The 20,359-nt window shown below is 70.8% G+C and carries 14 protein-coding genes; 6 read left to right on the forward strand and 8 right to left on the reverse strand.

Translation table 11 applies throughout. From position 1 onward, the window contains the following. Window positions 1–46 precede the first annotated feature (46 nt). Window positions 47–1,222 (reverse strand): DUF4192 domain-containing protein, encoded by a 1,176-nt coding sequence (locus GH747_RS07300; protein ID WP_149768930.1) that lies wholly within the window; start codon window positions 1,220–1,222, stop codon window positions 47–49. Between the two features lie 93 nt (window positions 1,223–1,315). Between GH747_RS07300 and GH747_RS07305 the strand changes: the two genes are divergently transcribed. The 4 genes from GH747_RS07305 to GH747_RS07320 all read left to right on the forward strand — a co-directional run bounded on the left by GH747_RS07305 (window position 1,316) and on the right by GH747_RS07320 (window position 6,612). Further along, complete coding sequence (locus tag GH747_RS07305; RefSeq protein ID WP_149768931.1) at window positions 1,316–2,764, forward strand: DNA polymerase IV; 1,449 nt, start codon at window positions 1,316–1,318, stop codon at window positions 2,762–2,764. After that, window positions 2,761–4,923: a S9 family peptidase gene (locus GH747_RS07310; protein ID WP_149768932.1), complete on the forward strand. Its 2,163-nt coding sequence runs from the start codon at window positions 2,761–2,763 to the stop codon at window positions 4,921–4,923. The genes GH747_RS07305 and GH747_RS07310 overlap by 4 nt, the downstream gene beginning before the upstream one ends. Window positions 4,924–4,960: 37 nt before the next feature. Then, window positions 4,961–5,506 (forward strand): dihydrofolate reductase family protein, encoded by a 546-nt coding sequence (locus tag GH747_RS07315; RefSeq protein WP_149768933.1) that lies wholly within the window; start codon window positions 4,961–4,963, stop codon window positions 5,504–5,506. Window positions 5,507–5,715: 209 nt separating this feature from the next. Beyond that, entirely contained in the window at window positions 5,716–6,612 is an 897-nt protein-coding gene (locus tag GH747_RS07320; protein WP_149769482.1) for a sigma-70 family RNA polymerase sigma factor, read from the forward strand. 194 nt (window positions 6,613–6,806) lie between these two features. Here GH747_RS07320 and GH747_RS07325 read toward each other — a convergent pair whose 3' ends face one another. The 6 genes from GH747_RS07325 to pgfA all read right to left on the reverse strand — a co-directional run bounded on the left by GH747_RS07325 (window position 6,807) and on the right by pgfA (window position 13,210). Next, window positions 6,807–7,655: an NAD(P)H-binding protein gene (locus tag GH747_RS07325; RefSeq protein ID WP_149768934.1), complete on the reverse strand. Its 849-nt coding sequence runs from the start codon at window positions 7,653–7,655 to the stop codon at window positions 6,807–6,809. A 10-nt stretch (window positions 7,656–7,665) separates the two neighbouring features. Next, window positions 7,666–8,277, reverse strand: a complete 612-nt coding sequence (coaE, locus tag GH747_RS07330; protein WP_149768935.1) for a dephospho-CoA kinase — start codon at window positions 8,275–8,277, stop codon at window positions 7,666–7,668. Beyond that, a complete protein-coding gene (locus GH747_RS07335; protein ID WP_194842894.1) occupies window positions 8,274–9,050 on the reverse strand; it encodes a lipoate--protein ligase family protein in 777 nt (258 codons plus the stop codon). Before GH747_RS07335 ends, coaE begins: the two co-directional genes overlap by 4 nt. 91 nt (window positions 9,051–9,141) lie before the next feature. Then, window positions 9,142–10,638, reverse strand: a complete 1,497-nt coding sequence (rpsA, locus tag GH747_RS07340; protein WP_149768936.1) for a 30S ribosomal protein S1 — start codon at window positions 10,636–10,638, stop codon at window positions 9,142–9,144. A 176-nt stretch (window positions 10,639–10,814) separates the two neighbouring features. Continuing rightward, window positions 10,815–12,119 (reverse strand): M18 family aminopeptidase, encoded by a 1,305-nt coding sequence (locus tag GH747_RS07345; protein ID WP_149768937.1) that lies wholly within the window; start codon window positions 12,117–12,119, stop codon window positions 10,815–10,817. A 47-nt stretch (window positions 12,120–12,166) separates the two neighbouring features. After that, window positions 12,167–13,210 (reverse strand): cell envelope lipid trafficking protein PgfA, encoded by a 1,044-nt coding sequence (gene pgfA, locus GH747_RS07350; protein WP_163695369.1) that lies wholly within the window; start codon window positions 13,208–13,210, stop codon window positions 12,167–12,169. Between the two features lie 159 nt (window positions 13,211–13,369). Between pgfA and GH747_RS07355 the strand changes: the two genes are divergently transcribed. Both GH747_RS07355 and GH747_RS07360 read left to right on the forward strand, forming a co-directional pair. Continuing rightward, on the forward strand, window positions 13,370–15,199 hold the full coding sequence (locus GH747_RS07355; RefSeq protein WP_149768939.1) for an ArnT family glycosyltransferase: 1,830 nt from the start codon (window positions 13,370–13,372) through the stop codon (window positions 15,197–15,199). After that, on the forward strand, window positions 15,196–16,386 hold the full coding sequence (locus GH747_RS07360) for an acyltransferase family protein (RefSeq protein ID WP_149768940.1): 1,191 nt from the start codon (window positions 15,196–15,198) through the stop codon (window positions 16,384–16,386). The genes GH747_RS07355 and GH747_RS07360 overlap by 4 nt, the downstream gene beginning before the upstream one ends. Here the strand turns inward: GH747_RS07360 and GH747_RS07365 are convergent. Beyond that, on the reverse strand, window positions 16,275–20,354 hold the full coding sequence (locus tag GH747_RS07365; RefSeq protein ID WP_149768941.1) for an alpha-(1->3)-arabinofuranosyltransferase: 4,080 nt from the start codon (window positions 20,352–20,354) through the stop codon (window positions 16,275–16,277). The genes GH747_RS07360 and GH747_RS07365 overlap by 112 nt on opposite strands. Between the last annotated feature and the right edge of the window lie 5 nt (window positions 20,355–20,359).

Below are 20,359 nucleotides of genomic sequence, written 5' to 3' on the forward strand. Positions count from 1 at the left end.
CGTCAGCCCCTCCCGCCCGCGCAGCTCCGACCCGGGCGACTCCAGACTAGGAGAGTCCGGGCACTACGCGCAGGATGTCGTCGCCGGGAAGCCCTGGCCAGGCGCGTGGATCGATGCAGCGCGTCAGCGCCGTCTGGATCAGCTCGGCCATCGAGTAGGCCGGTGACACCTCCTCGACGCGGTCGAGCGCGCACTGCGCCTGAGCCCCGTCTCCGCTGAGCCAGGCAGAGAATGCCGCGAGCGTGAGCGGCGCCGCCTGGAACGGCGCGACCGCGCTCACTCCCACCTCTCGCCACATCGCGAGGCTCGCCGCGGCGTTGTCGTGGGTGATGCGTGACCAGAGCACGTCGCGCACGACCGTGAGCGACGTCCACACGGACAGAGCCGCCTTGTCAGCAACGGACAGCGTTGCCTTGTCAGCAACGGACAGTGCCCCGCCCGCGGCGTCCGACGGTGCGCCGCCGACGTCAGTGGCGATGTCACCGGCGCGCAGCAGGACCCGGTCCACGATCGGCAGCACGCGGTCGAGCGCGTGCCGTATCACCTCTGGGTCGCGCTGGCCAGGCGCACCGTCGACTGGCACACCGTCGACTGGCACACCGGAGACTGGCACCCGCTGGCCGGGCGCACCGTGGGCGCGACGACTCGCGCGGCACCTCCGCTCCAACGCTGCGGCCTCCCGCGCCGTGGCCTTCTCGGCCTTGCGGCGGGCGGGACCCACGACCGGCGCGAACCGCCGGACGAGGTCGTCCCGGCTGGGCAGCACCTCCAGCCCTCGGTACACCGCCTCCGCGAGCATCAAGGACGAGTCTGCGGCGCACGGGACGCCCTCCGGCGGGCAGCACCGCGGGTCGTCGCACGAGTAGGAGAAGTAGCGGTCGCCGTCGTACCGGACGGCATCGGTCACCCGGACCTCCTTGGCGGTCAGCGCGGCGGTCATGGCGTCGACCACGGCACGCGCCTCCGCGTCGCGGTCCGCCGTGGCGAACGCGATGAGCACGACGCCCGCCGGCTCCTGGGCCGCGAGGTAGCCGACGAGGGCACGCGCGGCCGTACGGGCTTGAGCGACAGGCGGGAGGTCGGAGCGGAGACGGAAGCCGGCCTGACCCGATGGGCCGTCGAGGCAGATCGCGACGAGCGAGTCTTGGGGATGGAACCCGAACAGGGCGGGGACGACCCCGATCAGGTCGGAGAGGGTGCGAGCGCGCAGGATCTCGGTCATGAGGGACACGGTGGTGCCTCGCGAGCTGTGCGCGCAGGCGCCGAATCCGTGCCTGTGGAGAACGCAGTCTGTGGACGAAGTCAGAATGGGTCCATGCGCCGCCAGGCCACCGTCCTCCACCTCGACCTCGACGCGTTCTTCGCTGCCGTCGAGCAGCGCGACAAGCCGTCTCTGCGGGGCAGGCCGGTCGTCGTCGGCGGCCTCGGGGCCCGCGGAGTCGTGTCGACCGCCTCGTACGAGGCACGCGCGTACGGCGTCCGTTCCGCCATGCGTACGGCGGAGGCGCGGGCTCGCTGTCCGCACGCGGCCTATCTCTCCGGACGCTTCGACGCGTACCGGGCGGCCAGCCGGATCGTGATGGGCCGTCTGCGGGAGATCTCGCCGCTGGTCGAGCCGTTGTCGCTCGACGAGGCCTTCGTCGACCTCGCGGCCGGCGACGACACCCGCGACCTCGACCTGGACGGTTTGCGCGCGCTCGCCGAGCAGGTCCGCGCCGACGTCGCCGAGCGCACCGACGGGCTCACCGCCTCCGTCGGGATCGCGTCGTCCAAGCTCCTCGCCAAGATCGCCAGCGAGCTCGCCAAGCCGGACGGGCTGCACGTCGTGACGCCCGGCACGGAGCTCGACGTCCTCGCGCCGCTCCAGGTCCGAGCGATCCCCGGCGTCGGACCGGTCACGGCGGAGCGCCTGCGACGGCTGGGCGTCCAGACCGTCGCCGACCTGCGCGGGGTGGACCTCCCCGACCTGACCTCGCTGCTCGGGTCCGCGTACGGCACGTCGCTGCACGCCCTCGCCCGTGGCGAGGACCACCGGCCCGTCGTCGCCGAACGGGAGACGAAGTCCCTCAGCGTCGAGGACACCTTCGAGACCGATATCACCGACCCGCGGGTCCTCGCCGACGTGGCCACGATGATGAGCCGACGTGTGTCCGAGCGTCTGCGCGGCAACGGCATGTCCGGGCGCACGGTCACGCTGAAGATCAGGCACCACGACTTCGAGACCCACACGCGGTCGGCCACGCTCGCCGGACCGACCGACGACGGGCGCGTGATCGCTCGCACCGCCACCGGGCTCCTGGCCGAGATCGACACCTCGTCCGGCATCCGGCTGCTCGGCGTCGGGGTGTCCGGCATGGCCGACTGGGTGCAGGACGACCTGTTCGTCACCGACGAGGACGCCCCGGACGAGGGGCTCTCCGACGACCGGGTCTCCGACGACGGGCGCTCCGACGAGGCTGACCCGGACGACGGTCCTGACGGCAGAGGTCCGCTGCCTGACGCAGACGCCGGGCCAGAGACCGGCGGCCTCCCCGAGGCGGCACGCGACGCGACCACTCGCACGCCGCCCGCCACGCTGCGCAGCCGCCCCCGCTGGGCGCCGGGTGCCGACGTCGTCCACGCCGAGCACGGGGCGGGATGGGTGTGGGGGTCCGGCCTCGGACGCGTCACCGTACGCTTCGAGACCCGCCACACCGGCCCCGGTCCTGTCCGTACGTTCGACGCGGACGACGCGTCGTTGCGACCCGGTACGGTCGAGCCATGAGCACGTCTTCGGCCTCGCGGCCCCCCGTCGCGCCGCGCCACCCGCAGGTCCGGTCCCACCACGGCGACGATGTCACCGACGACTACGAGTGGCTGCGCGACAAGGAGTCGCCGGAGACCGTCGCCTACCTCGAGGCCGAGAACGCGTACGCCGCCGAGCGCACCGACCACCTGGCGTCGCTGCGCGACCGCCTGTTCGACGAGATCAAGTCCCGCGTGCTCGAGACGGACCTGTCGGTGCCGGTCCGTCGTGGCGCCTGGTGGTACTACGCCCGCACGTTCGAGGGCCGCGAGTACGCCGTCCACTGCCGCTGCCCGATCGCGGGCGCCGACGACTGGACGCCGCCGGAGCTCGACTCGGCGACCCCGGTCGCCGGCGAGGAGATCCTCCTCGACGGCAACGTGGAGGCCGAGGGCCACGACTACTTCTCCCTCGGCGCCCTCAGCGTGAGCCGCGACGGCACCCTCCTCGCGTACTCCGTCGACACCGAGGGCGACGAGCGCTTCACGCTGCGCGTGAAGGACCTGACCACGGGCGAGCTGCGTGACGACGAGATCACTGACGTCTCGTACGGCGCCACCTGGTCGTTCGACGCCGGCCACCTCTCCGCCGGCTACCTCTACTACACGACCGTCGACGACGCGTGGCGTCCCGACAAGGTGTGGCGCCACAAGCTTGGTACGCCGTCGGAGGCCGACGAGCTCGTGTTCCACGAGACCGACGAGCGCTACTTCACCGGCGTCGGGTCCACCCGCAGCGACCGCTACCTCGTGATCGCGTCCGGCTCGAAGATCACGACCGAGGTCCGCGTGCTCGACGCCACGGACCCCACCGGCGAGTTCCGGGTGGTCGCACCGCGTCGCGACGGCATCGAGTACAGCGTCGACCACGTCGTCGTCGGCGGCGAGGACCGCTTCCTCATCCTCCACAACGACGGCGCCGTCAACTTCGAGCTGGCGAGCGCACCCGTCGCGACGCCCGGCCCCGAGCACTGGCGTCCCGAGATCGCGCACCGCGACGACACCCGGCTCGAGGACGTCGACGCCTTCGCCGGCTTCGTCGCCGTCAGTCTGCGTCGCGACGCTCTCAGCCAGGTCGCGATCATCGGCCTCGACCCCGACGCGGCACCCGGCGCAGCACTCGGTGAGCAGGTCGCCGTGCCGTTCGACGAGCCGCTCTACACCAGCGGGGTCGGCTCGAACCCGGAGTGGGAGCAGCCCCTCGTACGCCTCGGATACACGTCGTTCGTCACCCCTGAGACCGTGTACGACTACGTCGTCGCGACGGGCGAGCTGGTGCTGCGTAAGCAGCAGCCGGTGCTTGGCGGCTACGACCCCACCGCGTACACGCAGCACCGCCTGTGGGCGACCGCACGCGACGGCGTACGCATCCCCATCTCGGTCGTCGCCCGCAAGGGGGTCGCGCTCGACGGGACGGCCCCCGCGCTGATCTACGGGTACGGCGCGTACGAGGCCAGCATGGACCCGAGCTTCCGGGTGACGCGCCTGCCGCTGCTCGACCGCGGCATCGTGTTCGCCGTCGCGCACGTGCGGGGCGGCGGAGAGATGGGCCGCGGCTGGTACGAGGACGGCCGCATGCTCCACAAGAAGAACACCTTCACCGACTTCGTCGACTGCGGCCGCCATCTCGTCGCCGAGGGCTGGACCTCCCACGACCGCCTCGTCGCCGAAGGCGGCTCCGCTGGTGGCCTCCTCATGGGCGCAGTCGCCAACGATGCTCCGCAGGACTACGCCGGTGTCCTCGCGGTCGTGCCGTTCGTGGACGCGCTGACGTCGATCCTCGACCCGTCGCTGCCGTTGACGGTGATCGAGTGGGACGAGTGGGGCGACCCGCTGCACGACGCCGACGTCTACGCCTACATGAAGTCGTACTCCCCCTACGAGAACGTCACCGCCCAGCCGTACCCCAAGATCCTCGCGATCACGAGCATCAACGACACGCGCGTCCTGTACGTCGAGCCCGCTAAGTGGGTCGCCCGCCTGCGCGCGGTCGCCGACGCCGATGTGCTGCTCAAGACCGAGATGAGTGCAGGGCACGGCGGAGTCAGCGGGCGCTACGAGGCCTGGAAGGAGCGCGCGTACGAGCTGGCCTGGATCATCGACACGTCCGGGGCTCCGCACGAGCCCGCCGGCGGCTGATCCCACAGATGTCAGCGGTGTGCGCGACGATGGCGAGATGACACGCACGGTCTACTACACCGCTTCCAGCCTCGACGGGTTCCTCGCCACCGAGGACCACTCGCTCGAGTGGCTCCTCTCCCAGCCGGTGTCGGAGGAGATGCAGGGCGAGATGGAGGAGCTCGGGAGCCGGTTCGGTGCTCAGCTGATGGGTTCCAGCACCTACCAGTGGCTCCTCGACCACGAGGACCTGCTGGCCCACCCCGACAAGTGGGCCTACCCGGCGCCGACCTGGGTGATGACGCACCGCGACCTCCCGGCCGTCCCCGGAGCAGACATCCGGTTCGCCCAGGACGACGTGACCACCGTGCACGCCGCGATGGTCGCCGCTGCCGGTGACAAGGACGTCTGGGTCGTCGGCGGTGGAGACCTCGCGGGCCAGCTCGCGGACGCGGGCCTCCTCGACGTCCTCGAGGTGTCGTACGCACCCGTCACGCTGGGCTCCGGCGCACCGCTTCTCCCCCGCCGACTCGATCTGGACCTCCGTGAGGTGCGTCACGACAATCCGTTCGTGACGGCCCGTTTCGACGTCCGGAAGCCCTGATTTCCCGCAATCAGTGTGATCTGAGTTAAGAAAACCCTGAGACAGGCACCTTTAGCACGCTCCGTTCGTCTTTTCCAGTGCCGGACGGAATCGACCGGCGGCCGACCGTGTTGTACAGGTCGAGCCGAACACGAAGTAAGGAGCTGGTCTGCGTGACGACAGCAACGACTCAGGTGCGAGAGCGCGTCGATGGCCGAGACAGCGTCGGGATGTACCTCGACGAGATCTCGCGCACTCCGCTGCTCGACGCCGCCCGCGAGGTCGAGCTGAGCAAGACCATCGAAGCCGGTCTTCTCGCGAAGCACCTCCTCGAGGAAGGCCGCGTGGGTCGCAAGAAGGGTGGCGCCCCGAAGTCCGCCACCCAGGAGGAGCTCGAGTGGATGGTCGCCGAGGCTGACCGCGCCATCGACGAGTTCATCACCGCGAACCTCCGTCTGGTCGTCTCGATCGCCCGCAAGTACGGGCGCTCGCAGATGCCGCTTCTCGACCTGGTGCAGGAGGGCAACACCGGCCTCATCCGTGCCGTCGAGAAGTTCGACTACCTCAAGGGCTTCAAGTTCTCGACGTACGCCACCTGGTGGGTCCGCCAGGCCATCACGCGCGGCATCGCCCAGCAGGGCCGCGTCGTACGCCTCCCCGTCCACGTCGTCGAGGAGCTCAACCAGGTCGGCGCCGCCCGCCGCAACCTGGAGCGCAAGCTCGGCTACGAGCCCGACCCGGCCGAGATCGCCGAGGAGCTCGGCATGGAGGTCGACCGCGTGCTCGACCTGATCTCGTGGGGGCGTGACCACGTCAGCCTCGACTCCCCCGTGGACGAGGACGGCGACACGTCGCTCGGTGACCTGGTCGCCCGCGAGACGCAGCCCGGCCCGGACCACGCGGTTCTCGACACCGAGTCGCGCGACCGCCTGTCGGGGCTCGTCGAGCACCTCGGCGAGCGCGAAGCAGACATCATCCGCTGCCGGTACGGCCTTCTCGACGGCCGCCAGCACAAGCTCGCCGACATCGGCAAGCGCCACGGCATCTCCGCCGAGCGGGTGCGCCAGCTCGAGCGCGAGTCGATCCAGCGTCTCCGCAAGATCGCGGATCCGGATCTGGCTGCCTGACGCAGGCTCGCACAGCACGACCCGAACGGGCCGGTGCCCTTCGACCGACGAGGTCGAGGGCACCGGCCCGTCGGCGTTGGAGGACTACCAGGGGGCGTTCTCGAGCACTCCATCGGCGCCATGAGGCCCCTCGGGACGGAGGGCCGGCTCGCTCAGGACCGTTGCGGGTCGGCGAGAGCAGGACGCAGCACGTCCTACGCCCACGCCGACAGCGTCGTCGGGGTCGTCGTGAGCACGTCCCGCGCCTGCTCACGCGCGAGCTCGCGGACCCCCGTCGTCATGCCGACGACCTGCCGTGCGGCACCCTCGGGGATCCCCAGGGAGGTGAGCGCCTCCAGGAGCTCGTCGTCTCCGATCTGGTGCACCGCGACGGGATGACCTGTCACCTCCGTGATGGTTCGGGCGACGTCGGCGAACGAGAGGTCCTCCGGACCGTGGACACCCTGGATCCGAAGCCCCGACCACGCCTCGGCCAGCAGGTTGGCGGCCACCACGCCGGCGACGTCGTGCGGAGCGACCCACGGGAGCCGTCGATCCGGCGTCATCGCCGTCATCAGGACGCCCGCACGCAGCGAGTCGAGGTCATCGAGCAGGTTGGAGAAGAAGTAGCCGCAACGCAGAGCCAGCAGGTTGGTGCCCGTCGCACCGAGAATCTCCTCCGCCGCAGCCAGACCGTCGATCAAACCGGCCCCCTGGCGGAGCTCAGCCCCGCCGCTGCTCTGCAGCACGACCCGCGAGATCGCGTGCTGCCGGACCGCGGCTGCGGCGTGCTCGGCGAGGGCGCGCGTCGAGGCGTTGGGATCGTCGACGGACAGATCGGTCGGGTCCACCCAGAACAGTGCGTCGACGCCCTCTGTTGCTGCGACGACGTAGTCGGGGTCGCGCAGGTCGCCCTCCCGAGGCTCGACGTACGGCAGCAGATCGGGGTCGAGGCGACCGGCGTCCCGCAGCAGCAGGACCGGGCGTACGCCGGCCTGAACGAGGATGCGCACCACGCGCGACCCCACGTGGCCGGTCGGTGTCGTGACAGCGATGGTCGTCATCGCTCACACGCTAGCTCCGGTGACTGACACCCTCACCGCGCGACAGCGCGGACCACAGCCGGTCGACCGCGCCCCCGAGGTCCTCGAGGGACCCGGTGTTGTCGATCACGACGTCGGCGACCGCCAGCCGCTGCTCCCGAGACGCCTGAGCAGCGATCCTGCCCTCGGCCTCCTCACGCGACATGCCGCGATGCAGGACCAGACGGTCGATCTGGGTCTCGACCGGCGCGTCGACGACCACCACCACGTCGTACGAGGCCGCCTGTCCGGTCTCGACGAGCAGCGGCACGTCGTGGACGACGACCGCGCCCTCACCGGCGGCTGCCTCGAGCTCGACAGCTCGCGCGCGGACGCGTGGGTGGATGATCGCCTCCAGGTCGCGCCGGGCGGCGGGGTCGGCGAAGACCACAGCCCCGAGCGCCGGACGATCGAGTCGCCCCTCTGCATCAAGCATGCCCTCACCGAAGCGCTCGACGACGGCCGCCAACCCCGGCGTGCCCGGCTCGACGACCTCACGCGACAGAACGTCGGCGTCCACCACGACCGCACCGTGGTCACGGAGGAGTGACGTCACCGCACTCTTGCCGGCGCCGATGCCACCGGTCAGCCCGACTCGTGTCATACGGGCCGTCGGACTTCGCCGTCGCGGCCGACGTAGTGATCGGCCTGCAGCCGCTCTGCCCGCTCGCGCGTCGCGTCGTCGAGCGCGTCGATCTCGACCTCGGTCATCCGGTCGTAGTGCCGCATCAACGTGCTGGCCACGTCGTCGACCTGGACACCCGACACTTCCTCGAACACGGAGCCGACCGACTGCCGCCGGAACGGCAGCTCGAGCCGGTTGTGCACGACCGGCAGCGCTGCCCGGAGCATCGGCGCGTCCCCGAGCACGACGACGGCGCTGAAGAGCCATGCGCCACGCACGACGCGCTGGGCGGTGCCGACCAGCTTGGTGAGCCCGCGGGCGTTGATGCTGTATTCGCCAGGACAGTACTCGCCGGGAACGGCACCCACCCGGGCGTCCACGCCCAGCTCGCCGAGAACCGCGGTGAGCAGGACGCCGTAGTCGCGGAACCGGTCGCGCATCCCCGTGCCCGGGTCGGGATCAGGGCTGACGTGGTCGATGACCAGCGACTTCTCGGTGTAGGCGGCCACCCGGCCACCGGCGCCCCGGATGATCGGGGCGAACCCCAGAGCACGGCACGCCTCGGCGGCGGAGCCGAACCCGGGACGCCTGACGTCAGAGCGCCCGAACGCCGCGGTCGGTGCCCCCGGCACGCTGATGCGGACCGTCGGGCCGATCTTGCCCTCGCCCGCCTGACGGAGCAACGCGTGCGCGATCGCAACGTCGGTGACCGGATCGGAGTCCACCGGCTTGGGGTCGAGGATGAAGCGCACGAGGCAAGGCTACCGACCGACCGCGACAGGCGACGAGGCCCCCGCCCGAGTGGGCAGGGGCCTCGTGCAGCGCTTCAGCGGGAGCGGGAGATCACTCGCCGCCGGTGAGCTTGTCGCGCAGCGCCTGCAGAGCCTCGTCCGACGCGAGTGCGCCGCCGGTGGAACGGGCGGCGTCCTGCGACGTGGTCGAGGACGACGAGGTAGCGGCGCCGCCGGACGAGTACGACCCGCCGGTGGCCTCGCCCGCCTCGCGCGCCGAGACCTCGGCGTCGGCGATCTGCTTCTTGTGGGCCTCCCAGCGGGCGTGGGCCTCGGCGTACTGCCGCTCCCAGGTCTCCCGCTGCTCGTCGAAGCCCTCACGCCACTCGCCGGTCTCCGGATCGAAGCCCTCGGGGTAGATGTAGTTGCCCTGGGCGTCGTACGAGGAAGCCATGCCGTACAGCGTCGGATCGAAGTCGTCGGCGTCCTGCGCGACCTCGGTCTCGTTGGCCTGCTTCAGCGACAGCGAGATGCGACGACGCTCGAGATCGATGTCGATGATCTTGACCATCACCGCATCGCCGACCTGGACGACCTGCTCCGGGATCTCGACGTGACGCTCAGCGAGCTCGGAGATGTGCACCAGGCCCTCGATGCCCTCCTCGACGCGCACGAACGCACCGAACGGGACGAGCTTGGTGACCTTGCCCGGGACGATCTGACCGATCTGGTGGGTCCGGGCGAAGTGCTGCCACGGATCCTCCTGGGTCGCCTTCAGCGACAGCGAGACACGCTCGCGGTCCATGTCGACGTCGAGCACCTCGACGGTGACCTCGTCGCCCACCTGGACGACCTCGGACGGGTGGTCGATGTGCTTCCAGGACAGCTCCGAGACGTGCACGAGGCCGTCGACGCCGCCGAGATCGACGAACGCGCCGAAGTTGACGATCGAGGACACGACACCCTTGCGGATCTGGCCCTTCTGGAGCTGCGTGAGGAAGTTCTGGCGGACCTCGGACTGGGTCTGCTCGAGCCACGCACGACGCGACAGGACCACGTTGTTGCGGTTCTTGTCGAGCTCGATGATCTTCGCCTCGAGCTTCTGGCCGACGTACGGGGCCAGGTCACGGACGCGACGCATCTCGACGAGCGAGGCGGGCAGGAAGCCACGGAGGCCGATGTCGAGGATCAGGCCGCCCTTGACGACCTCGATGACGGTGCCCTCGACGACGCCGTCCTCTTCCTTGATCTTCTCGATGTCGCCCCAGGCGCGCTCGTACTGCGCCCGCTTCTTCGAGAGGATCAGACGTCCCTCCTTGTCCTCCTTCTGGAGGACGAGGGCCTCGACGGCGTCGCCGACCGAGACGACCTCGTGGGGGTCGACGTCGTGCTTGATGGACAGCTCCCGCGAGGGGATGACACCTTCGGTCTTGTAGCCGATGTCGAGGAGGACCTCGTCACGGTCGACCTTGACGATGGTGCCGTCGACGATGTCACCGTCGTTGAAGTACTTGATGGTCTTGTCGACCGCTGCGAGGAAGTCCTCCTCGCTGCCGATGTCGTTGATCGCGACCTGCGGCGCGGGTGCTGCCTGGATGCTGCTCGTCATATGGGATTGAGTCCTGGGTGGATAGAAGTCGTGCCGAGACGACGTGGACTCTGGTGGCATGCTTGCCACAAGCACGACCCGCTCGGTCTGAGGTCGCACGAGTCCACACCGCACATCTAGGGTACGGGGTCGCTCACGGGACGGTCAACGCGGGATATCACACCGCTGTCGGGCGCTCACGCGACGGGGGCGAAGAATGCGGTCAGCGCGTCGGCGTACATGCCGGGATCAGCCGCTCCCATGAGCTCGCGGGCCGAGTGCATCGCCAGCTGTGGCGCGCCGACGTCGACCGTCGTGATGCCCGTCCGCGCAGCCGTCATAGGCCCGACGGTCGACCCGCACGGCAGGTCGGCACGGTGCTCGTAGCGCTGCAGCGGGACGCCCGCCTGCTCGCACGCGAGGGCCATCTCGGCGGTGCCGGCGGCATCGGTGGCGTAGCGCAGGTTGGGGTGGACCTTGAGGACAGGCCCGCCGTTGGGGGTGATGCGGTGGTACGGCTCGTGGCGGTCGGCGTAGTTCGGGTGGGTGGCGTGGGCCATGTCGCCCGACGCGACCACCGATGCCGCCACTGCGCGGTGGTAGTCGTCGCGCGTCCCTCCCGCAGCCAGGACGATCCGCTCGAGGACCGTGATCAGCAGGTCGGACTCTGCGCCTCGGTCGGACGTCGACCCGACCTCCTCGTGGTCGAACAGCACCAGGAGCGGGACCACGCCGTCGGCGGGCTGCTCGAGCGCGGCGAGGAGCGCCGTCGTCCCGGCCCAGCAGGTGGTCTGGTTGTCGAGGCGCGGCGCGGCGAGCAGGTCGTGCTGCCGTCCGAACACACGGCTCGGCGCCAGGTCGTGCGTCATGAGCTCCCACCCGAGGAGCGCATCAGGCTCCACGTCGAGGCGGGCGGCCACGTCGCCGAGAAGGTCGGCGCCCTCCCCCACGCCGTACACGCCGTCGAGATGACGCTGAGGGTCGAGCGCCACACCCTTGCGGTCCTCGGAGAGATGGATCGCGAGCTGTGCGACGGTGAGCACCGGCTCGTCGATCCGCAGGAGCATCGGGACGGCACGACCCTCGCGGCGGACCGTGACCCGCCCCGACAGACCCAGCTCGCGGTTGAGCCAGGAGTTGAGGAGGGGCCCGCCGTACGGCTGGAGTGCGACGGTCTCCCAGCCGGCGCTCGTCCGGTCGGGGTGCTGCTTGACGCGGAGGTTCGGGGAGTCGGTGTGCCCGCCGACGATGCGGAACGCCGAGTGCGGGCCGGTGGCCGCCTCGGTGCTCCACGCGACCAGCGACCCGCCGCGCACGAGGACGTAGCGGCCCGGCTCCGTCGGCCACGGGTCGGCCTCCTGCACCGGTGTGAACCCGGCTGCGCCGAGGCGCCGGGACACCTCCGCGCACAGGTGGAAGGGACTCGGTGAGACGTCGACGAGCGCGCACAGATCCTGTGCGCGCTCGTGACGTGGGCTGAGGGTCGTGCTCTGCGTCGACATCGACGCCATCGTAGTCAGCCCGACCGACGGTGGCGTCTCCGCGGCGATCAGGCCTTGGCGGGAGTCGCCTCTGCCGGCGAGCCCTCGTCCGACGGCGCGTCCTGCGCGTCGCCGTCGCCGTCGCCGCCCTTGCGGGAGCGGAGCAGCAGCACCGCGCCGCCGAGGACCAGCAGGCCACCGAGGATGCCGCCGACGACCGGGATCGTCGTACGGATCATGCCCAGCAGCATGGCCTTCGTCTTGTACTCGTCGACGGTCGCCTTCACCGTCTCGTCGTCGTAGCCGAGCGTGGCCTCGGTGATCGTGGCCTTCGGCTCGCCGTCGACGTCGAGCGTCGCCAGCTGCTCCTCCTGGCCCTTGATGATCACGCCGGTCTCCGGCTCGACCCACAGGGTGCGGACGTTGGCGTACATGCGGTCGGCGACAACCGTGGCCTGGTCGGGCATGCCGACGAGCGAGCCCGGGACGGGCTGCTCAGCGATCTTGGTGGGCTCGACGGTCTGGACGAACTTGTAGACCTCGAGGCCCTCGATCTTCTCGGTGCCCTCGTACTCGGCGGGGACGCCCTTGCCGAGCGAGTCGTCCCAGAAGTCGACGGACTCCTTCTGGGTGTTGAACGGGAACTTGAAGTAGTTGCCGTAGAAGCTGAACGGCGAGATGACGACGCCGTTGCTCTCGGTCTCGGCGCCCTGCCAGCGAACCGTGTCGCCCGTGGTGCGCTCGAACGGGACGACGTCACGGGTGCCGCTGAGGGCCTGGTCCGCGGGCGTGCCCGGAGGGGCCGTGTAGGAGAAGGTCTCCCAGACGGCGATGTTCTCGTCGAGCTCGTCGCTCGCGTCCTTGCTCGCCTCGACCTGGCCGACGACGTTGCGCCGGGACTCGAGCGGGCCGGTCTCGATGGCGGGACCGCCTTCGGCCGCGACGTTGAGGTAGGTGGCGTCTTCACCCGGCATCGTCTTCGAGACCGTCGTCGTCTCCTGATCGAGCGGGACGACGGCCAGCTCGTCGTACGCGTACGTCTTGGCCAGGACGGCCAGCACCAAGAGGAACGCGCCGATGATGACGGCGGCGAACCCTGTCTTCTTGCCCACGTGAACTCCCTCACAGTCGTTTGAGACGCGGGAGACACTACCAGTGAGTAGCCCTGAGACGGCGTCTCGGTCTACAACAATTCCGCATAGGTCGCCAGTCGAGCGATCGGAGGCCCGTTCGCGTCTCCCGCCGCGACCCCGCCAGATAGACTCCGCCGGGTGAGTTCTCTAGCCGCGGACACGCGCCGCGCCGCGCGCGGTTGGGTCCCCGCCGACGTGACGCGTGGCCAGATGGTCACCGCGGCGGCGATCTCGCTGATCGTCGCGCAGCTTGCCCTGCGCGCCTGGGTGACCCAGGGCAGCTGGTTCTTCGAGGACGACTTCCAGTTCCTGTCCGACATCGCGCTCGGGCGCGACGACCTCGACTGGTACCTCAGGCCTCACAACGTCCACTTCATGCCGCTGAGCTTCATCCTGGTCAAGATCGTGACCTGGGGCGGGCCGTTCGCGTGGTGGCTGGCAGCACTCCAGACGGTCCTGCTGCAGCTCGCCGCGAGCCTCAGCTGCTGGTGGATGCTCCGCAAGCTGTTCGGGAACCGGCCCGCGATCCTCGTCCCGCTCACGTTCTACCTGTTCTCGATCTTCAGCGTGCCGACCCTGACGTGGTACGCGGCGATGATCAACCAGCTGCCGCTGCACACCTGCCTCTTCCTCGGCGTCCTCGCGCACGTGACCTACCTGCGCACGCGGCGCTACCGGTGGGTGCTCGTCGCCTCGCTCATCACGACGGTCGGACTGCTCTTCTACGTCAAGGCGATCGCCCTCCCGATGGTCTTCGGTCTCCTGGCGCTCCTCTACTTCGGACGCGGCCCGCTCGTCCGGCGGTTCCTGAGCGTCGTGCGCCGCTATCTCTGGGGTTGGCTCACCTACGCCGTCGTCGGCACCGCGTACCTCGTCATGTACTGGATCCACATGCCCCGCGAGGCCGCGGAGGGCAGCACCGACTACCTCGCCCTCGCCCAGGCGATGCTGTTCGACACGCTCGGCACCGGACTGACCGGGCTGTCGTGGAGCTGGGCCCTGCTCAACGGTGGCCCCCGGTCGACCACCGACCCGTCGACCGTCCTGGTCGCGGTCTCCTGGGTGATCGTGTCGGCCGTCTGGTTCTACCTGTACGCGACGCGGGTGCGCGCGCTGCGCTCGCTCGTGATCCTCCTTCCGTACCTCCTGCTCAGCTACGGCATCATCGCCGTCGGGAGGTCCGGCTCGTTCGGGTCCGTGAGCGGCAACGAGGCCCGCTACCTCTCCGACACCTCGGCGGTCCTCGCGCTCGTCCTGGCGCTGGCGACCATGCATCTCAAGGGCGCGGTCGAGTCGTCCGCGAGGCGCCCGGAGCCGCTCCTCACGGTCCGGTTATCCCACCGCACCCTTGCGGTGGGTCTCGCCGTGTACGTCGTCGCCTCCACGTACTCGACCATCACGTACGCCCGGCCGTGGCACGACGGCAACGCGACCAAGGACTTCGGTCTGCGCGCCATCGAGTCGATCGAGGACGCCGACCGGCCCGCGCTGGCCGACGTGCCTGTCCCCGACGAGGTCATGTGGAACGCGAACGCCCCGTACAACCTGACCTCCGTCTTCTTCGCCCCTCTCGGCGACCGGTTCACGACTCCGGCGGTCGCCAACGACCTGCAGGTGCTCGACGCCGACGGGGAGGTCGCCCAGGCAGTGGTCTACCCGGGCGTGAGGAGCGTCCCCGGCACCCTCGACGGCTGCGGTCACCCGGTACGACGGACTCCGAACGTCATCCCGCTGGAGGCGGAGACGTTCGACTTCCCGTTCTGGATGACGATCGGCTACCTTGCCGACTCCGACGGCGAGCTGACGGTCGCTGCGGGCGACGTGCGTGAAACCGCTCCCGTCCGAGCGGGTCTCCACACCCTCTTCGTCCGGACGGAGGGCGCGTTCGACTCCGTCCTCCTCCGCTCCGACGGCAGCGCGAACCTCTGCGTCGACCCGATCACGGTCGGCACCCTGGAGGCACGATGAAGGACCGCCCCGACGAGCGTGAGCACCGGCGGATCTACCCGGCGCTCGACACCATGCGTGCGATCGCGTCCATCGCGGTCGTGGTGACCCACGTGGGCTTCTGGGCCGGCACCTACACCGACGGGATCCCGGGCGCGCTCGTGGCGCGGATGGACTTCGGCGTCGCCATCTTCTTCGTGCTGTCCGGGTTCCTCCTGAGTCAGCCGTACCTCGCGGCGCTCGCCGGGCAGCGACGTGCCCCGGGCACCGGGCGCTACCTGTGGCACCGCGCCCTGCGCATCCTGCCGGTCTACTGGGTGGCCGTCGTGGCGGCGATGACGCTCCTCCCGGAGAACGAGACGGCCGGCCCGCGGGTCTGGCTCCAGAACCTGCTGCTCGTCCGCCTCTACGACGGCGAGCTCACGGCCGGTCTGACCCAGATGTGGAGCCTCTCGACCGAGGTCGCGTTCTACGTCGCACTCCCGCTCGTGATGTGGGTGCTCGCGCGCACGGTGTGCCGTACGCGCTGGCGCCCCGTCGCGCTGCTCGTCGTCCTCGCGGTCGCGTCGATCGCCAGCTGGGTGTGGGTCGGGCTCGCCGCCACGCCCGTCCTCGGCGACCTGCCGTCGCCCGGCCAGTGGCTCCCTGCCTACCTGAGCTGGTTCGCGATCGGCATCGCGTTCGCCATCGCCGAGCGCGAGAGCGCGCCGGTCCTGCGACGTCTCGCCGCCGCGCCGTGGACGGCGTGGCTCGCCGGCGGCGCGCTGCTCACGGTGATCGCCACGCCTCTCGGCGGGCCGCTGCTCCTCGAGGCCCCCACGCCTGCCGAGGCCGTCACCAAGAACGTCGTGTACGCCGCCGCCGCCGCGCTGCTCGTGCTCCCGGCCATCTTCACCGACCCCGCGACCGGCTTCCAGCGGGCACTCTCGGTGCCGTTCCTCCGGCACCTCGGCCACATCTCGTACAGCCTCTTCTGCTGTCACCTGGTGGTCCTCCACCTGGTGTTCGAGTGGCGCGACTACACGCTGTTCGGTGCGCCGTTCTTCACGCTGCTCGCGCTCACGCTCGGGCTGAGCCTCCTCGTCTCCGAGGTCCTCTACCGCGTGGTGGAGCTGCCGTCGATGCGTCTGCGCAACGTCGGGCGCAGGCGCACGCCGCCGACCACCGAGGCCGACAGCAGCCCCAGCGAGACCGCCAGCACGAGCTGAGGCCACACGAGGTCACCCGCCCAGCCGTCGTCCGAGCCCCACGGTAGGACGGCGTACGCGCCGGCGGCCACGAGGACCGGGACGGCAGCGAGCCAGGCGACGGCGTCGGCCGAGAACCGGCGCACGAGCAGACCGAGAGCCCAACCCGCCACCGCGAGGGCGAGCCCGGCGGTCCCGGCGAGCAAGCCCGCGGTCACGAAGGCGAGCCCCAGGACCACCGCCGACCCGCGGAACTCACGCTCTTCCTCGGCCGGCACGCGGAGCCGACGGCGTCGCAGCATGGTCAGCCCGAGGAGCGCGACGAACGCGAGGGCACCCACCAGCAGCGCGGACCGGTAGCGAGCTGCGGGAGCGAACTCCAGCCGCAGCTCGTCGGCCGACGCGGGCACGACGTACCCCTGCTGCCAGCCGTCGACCTGGACCCGGCGGGCACCGGCGACGTCGCGCCAGCCCTCGTTGACGTTCTCCGCGACCGTCACGAGACGGTCGCCGGTCGCCGACCCGCCGTCGAGCGAGACCGTGCGCTCGGTCTTCCCCCAGCGCGGCGTCGCGGCGACGGTCGGCTCGGCGGCCGAGCCGCTCTCCGGCGAGGCGAGCACGAGCGACTGAGGGCGATAGACGTCGTTGCCGATCACCTCGATCCGGTGGGTGCCCTCATCGAGGGCGACCTCCGGGAGTCCGCAGATCTGCGCTGGAGCAGACTCGCCGGCAAGCGTGCTCTGCTCCGACGTCGTCACACGCGTGCGATAGCGGCGCCCGTCGATCTCGACGGCCGGTCCGACCCCGCAACGGCTGCGGACCGAGGCGCTGCTCGGGACCTGGGGGAAGAGGCGCCGCGGACCCCGCAGGTCGATCTCGCTGACCCCCACCGGGAGCGGTGAGGTCACGCCGAACGCGTCGACGCCCTCGCGGGTCTCCACCGAGTCGAAGTGGACCTCGACCGAGGACGCGACGACCGGCGCGAAGCGGGCGACGCCCTCATCGAGCTCGACCTCGCGGACCGATCCGTCGTCGAAGCGCAGCGTCGCCGACGTCGGCGGCGAGGCGCCCAGGTCGTCGTCGGTCCCGACCGTCAACCCACGGATCCGCCGCTCGCCGACCCACGCCAGCGTGAGCGTGGGGTCAGGGTCGTCGTCGGCGGCGATCCACCCCGTCGCCGGGTCGCCGTCGATGCTGCGGACCGCGCTGTTGCGGGGGTCCTCGACGAGGTACGAGCTGGCGCCGACCGCGGCCAGCCGACCCGCCTGCGCGGCCGCGTCGAGCGCGGCGCCACCGATCGGGACGACGGTGAGGGCGGGGGTGTAGGTGGCGGACGTGGACATCGTGAGCTCGCGGTCGAGCGTACGACCGTCCTCGCCCCACTGCTCCTGACTGGCGACGCAGCGCGTCGTGCCCTCGACGTCGAGGCAGCCCGAGCGGTAGGTCTGGTCGACCGTCATCACGATGTCGTCCGGCGCTCCCCACGACGACGGCAGCTCCGGCATCACCAGTGGACGCGAGAGGTCCAGGCCCGGCACCTCGACCTCGGTGATCGTGATCGGGTCGAAGGCCGACGCCGCAGCGCTGATCCGGATGCTGTCCGTCGCGCCGGGCGGCAGGTCGACCGTGACCGGCAGGCCGGGCTGGGCGACCGCGTCGACACTCCCCTGGTCCGTCGTGACCGTGAGGGCGCGAGAGCGCTCCATGGTCGGCGCGAGCGTGATCACGATCTCGTCGACGTCGGTCGGGCCGCCCAGCTGGACCTCGATCCAGGACGTCCCGGTGTCCGCGCCGCCCGCCTTCCAGTGCGTACGGGGATCTCCGTCGAAGGCGGACCACGGCTGCGCCCCTGGCACCGCGGGCCCGGGCGAGCCTGCCTGCGACTGCGACGAGGACGCCTCGATCCCCGCCGTGCCGATCATCTGCGGCGAGGACAGGAAGTCCGTCGTCGGGCTCACGCGGTAGTCGTGGACCGGCCGGTCGAGGGAGTACGACTCGTCGTCGGCGATCGACCCCGAACGGTTCTGGTCGGCCCGTCCGAACGCCGCCTCGCGCCGCCTCGCGCCGTCGGTGAGCACGACGTGACGCGGCCGCTCCTTGCGGTCGGCGACGTCGTCGGCGAGGATCGCCGCTCCCGGAGCGAGGCCCAGCTCGTCCAGCGCCAGCAAGGAGTCCGGGCCGCCGGCGACGACGGGCGTGTCGTCCAGGTCCTGGACGCTCGCCGGACCTCGGCCGGACGAGCCGACCGCGAAGATCTCCACGGCCGGGCGGTAGGCCTGCCACCCGCCCTTGATCAGGACCTCCTCGCCGTCCTCGCCGGTGAGGACGGGAGGGCTGCCGACCCCGGGCCCGAACTGCGCGACCGACGTCACTCCCGGGGTCTTCGCGAGCGTCGCGTAGATGCGCTCGGGATCGGTGTGCTCGCTCGAGGGCGCGAGGTCGTTGCGCACGACGAGGTAGCGGATGCCGGAGCGCTCGAGGTAGTCGGCAAGACCGTCCGAGCCCTCGCCCGAGGCCAGGCGGCGCTCGATCGCGTCGAGGGTCAGGATGTTGCCCCCGGGGGCGAGCGGGATCGCGTTGCGAGTCGCCCACGGCGCCTCGGCCAGCGGCTGGATGACGTCGTCTGCCGTCCTGCCCCACAGGTAGTCCCCGAACGACGCGGCCGGGACGAGCAGAGACCGCTGCCCCGAGTCGTGCTGGGCGAGCCAGTCAGCCGTCTCCTGCCAGTAGCCGGGGACGGACTCGTACGCCCCGCGGCTGGCGATCGCGCCGGTCCACGCCGGCACGGTCGCACCGAGGAGCGCGCTCACCCCGAGCACGGCGATGCCACGACGCAGGAGCCGGTCGGAGTCGGACTCCCGCAGGGCGGACCCCAGGCTCGAGATCGCGTGCGCGAAGCCGAGCACGAGGGGGATCCGCACGACGAGATCGAACTTGTGCGTGTTGCGCAGCGGCGCGAGCACACCGTCGAGTGCCTGCTGGATCGAGTCGGCGCCCCAACCGTGCACCGCGCCGGTGTGGCCGAGGGTGACGAGCAGGAGGCCCATCAGCAGGCCGCCGAGCAGGAAGCGTCGCTGCGGCGTCCCGCGGCGCGCGATGCCGACGATGCCCAGCGCGACGACGACGGCGCCGTTGACGATCAGGCCGATCGAGCGCAGGAGGTCGTTGCCCGCCACGGAGTTGCCGTCGACGTACGGGACCCAGTTCGTGGTCCCCCGCAGCGCGTCGAACAGCGTTGCCGCGAAGGTCGTCGTCGACGCACTCTCGATGTAGTCGAGGAACGGCGGGCTGTAGGTGCCGAGCATGAGCAGCGGGACCAGCCACCAGAGCGTGCCGAGCAGCACGAACACCGGCCACCAGATCATCATCGAGCGTCGCCGCGGGGACGCGGGCTGCAGCAGCAGCCAGAGCGCCCCGAGCGGGATCACCGCGAACGTCGCGACCGCGTTGACGCCGCCCACGCAGGCGACCGCGAGCGCGCTCAGCGCTGCCATCCAGCGCGGGTCGTGGCGGCGCATCCCGATCACGAGCGGGACCAGGACCCAGAGCGCCAGCGCCATGGGCCAGACCTCGATCGAGCTCGGCCCGAGCACGGTCAGCATGCGGGGCGAGAGGGCGTACGCGAGTCCTGCGACGATGCGCGCCCACGGTGCACCGATCCCCAGCGCCCCCGAGAGCTTCACCATGCCCAGGAAGGCGGTCACGAGCAGGAGCGACCACCACAGCCGCTGGATCACCCAGGGCTCGACCTCCGCGAGGTTGCCGAGGAGGAAGAACGGGCCCATCGGGAAGAGGTAGCCGTACGCCTGGTTCTGGACCTGCCCGAACGCTCCGACCGGGTCCCACATCGTCAGGGCGCGGCTCAGGAAGCCGGCCGGGTCGACGACGAGGTCGAGCTTGGTGTCGGCGACCATGCGCCCCGGAGCCTGGACGAACGCGATCGCGACGAGGACCAGGCTGACGGCGGCGAGCCTGAACCGCCAGGTCAACGCTT

The sequence above is a fragment of the Mumia xiangluensis genome (assembly GCF_010994095.1).
Lineage (GTDB): Bacteria > Actinomycetota > Actinomycetes > Propionibacteriales > Nocardioidaceae > Mumia > Mumia xiangluensis.

Coding starts and splice junctions, on each gene's coding strand:
- GH747_RS07325 (WP_149768934.1), bottom strand. CDS start 7,655: ATGACGACCATCGCTGTCACGACACCGACCGGCCACGTGGGGTCGCGC.
- rpsA (WP_149768936.1), bottom strand. CDS start 10,638: ATGACGAGCAGCATCCAGGCAGCACCCGCGCCGCAGGTCGCGATCAAC.
- GH747_RS07360 (WP_149768940.1), top strand. CDS start 15,196: ATGAAGGACCGCCCCGACGAGCGTGAGCACCGGCGGATCTACCCGGCG.
- GH747_RS07320 (WP_149769482.1), top strand. CDS start 5,716: ATGTACCTCGACGAGATCTCGCGCACTCCGCTGCTCGACGCCGCCCGC.
- GH747_RS07310 (WP_149768932.1), top strand. CDS start 2,761: ATGAGCACGTCTTCGGCCTCGCGGCCCCCCGTCGCGCCGCGCCACCCG.
- GH747_RS07305 (WP_149768931.1), top strand. CDS start 1,316: ATGCGCCGCCAGGCCACCGTCCTCCACCTCGACCTCGACGCGTTCTTC.
- GH747_RS07300 (WP_149768930.1), bottom strand. CDS start 1,222: ATGACCGAGATCCTGCGCGCTCGCACCCTCTCCGACCTGATCGGGGTC.
- coaE (WP_149768935.1), bottom strand. CDS start 8,277: ATGACACGAGTCGGGCTGACCGGTGGCATCGGCGCCGGCAAGAGTGCG.
- GH747_RS07315 (WP_149768933.1), top strand. CDS start 4,961: ATGACACGCACGGTCTACTACACCGCTTCCAGCCTCGACGGGTTCCTC.
- GH747_RS07345 (WP_149768937.1), bottom strand. CDS start 12,119: ATGTCGACGCAGAGCACGACCCTCAGCCCACGTCACGAGCGCGCACAG.